The 1,000-nt window shown below is 37.1% G+C and carries 1 protein-coding gene and 1 pseudogene; both read left to right on the forward strand.

The genetic code is table 11. The annotated features are described in order from the left end of the window. Positions 1-374, forward strand: a pseudogene (locus CGS49_RS14585) (SDR family NAD(P)-dependent oxidoreductase); the annotation flags it as partial. A 98-nt stretch (positions 375-472) separates the two neighbouring features. Then, on the forward strand, positions 473-619 hold the full coding sequence (locus CGS49_RS14590) for an SDR family oxidoreductase (RefSeq protein ID WP_006596240.1): 147 nt from the start codon (positions 473-475) through the stop codon (positions 617-619). The last annotated feature ends 381 nt before the right edge of the window (positions 620-1,000 follow it).

Raw genomic sequence — 1,000 nt, forward strand, 5'->3', positions numbered from 1 at the left:
ACAAGGCAGTTTCCGTTGTAGCAGATGGGTCTAAACAAGCTGAGGTAGCAGCAGCTTTCCAAAAAGTAGTTGATCACTTAGGCGACTTGAATGTTGTTGTTAATAATGCTGGTGTGGCACCAACAAAATCCCTTGACACTATTACTGAAGAACAGTTTCAACGTACATTTAACATTAATATTGGTGGAGTTATCTGAGGTGCACAAGCTGCCCAAGCACAATTTAAATCACTTGGTCATGGTGGTAAAATTATCAATGCAACTTTACAAGCAGGTGTCGTAGGGAACTCTAACTTAACTGTATATGGTGGAACTAAATTCGTAGTTCGTGGTATTACTCAAACTTTGGCGCGTGACTTAGCTGATTCAGGTATAACTGTAAATGCTTATGCACCAGGTATCGTTAAGACTCCAATGATGTTTGACATTGCCCACGAAGTTGGTAAAATGCTGGTAAAGATGATGAGTGGGGTATGCAAACTTTTGCTAAAGATATTACCCTCAAACGTTTGTCAGAACCTGAAGATGTTGCAGCAGCAGTTAGCTTCCTAGCTGGACCTGACTCAAACTACATCACAGGTCAAACAATCATCGTTGATGGTGGTATGCAATTCCATTAAGGTTAAAAGGGAGAGCGAATGGCTCTCTTTTTTTGCTTGATAAAACATAATGTTTCTGATAATATAGTTATAAATAATTATGTTTTTAAAGGTGGATTCCCATATCAGACATCTTACACTATATTGCTGAGCACCCATTTTTTAGTCTTATTCTATTGGGAATTATTGTACTAGCCTTTGGTTTAGCTCCATTTTCAAGTAGTTCAATAGAGAACAAGCGTTCAGCTATTATTAATAAGCACTACAATGATAATTTTAAGAAATAAGAAGGACTAAATGCAGTCATAAAGCAGATATTAGAGATAGGCAAATGCCTGTCTTTTTTGTATAATAGGAGGTGACGGTTCGTTTTTTAACAATCACAAGTAAGAATTAGGAAAG

This window comes from Faecalibacterium langellae, assembly GCF_002549775.1.
In the GTDB taxonomy this organism is placed as follows: domain Bacteria; phylum Bacillota; class Clostridia; order Oscillospirales; family Ruminococcaceae; genus Faecalibacterium; species Faecalibacterium langellae.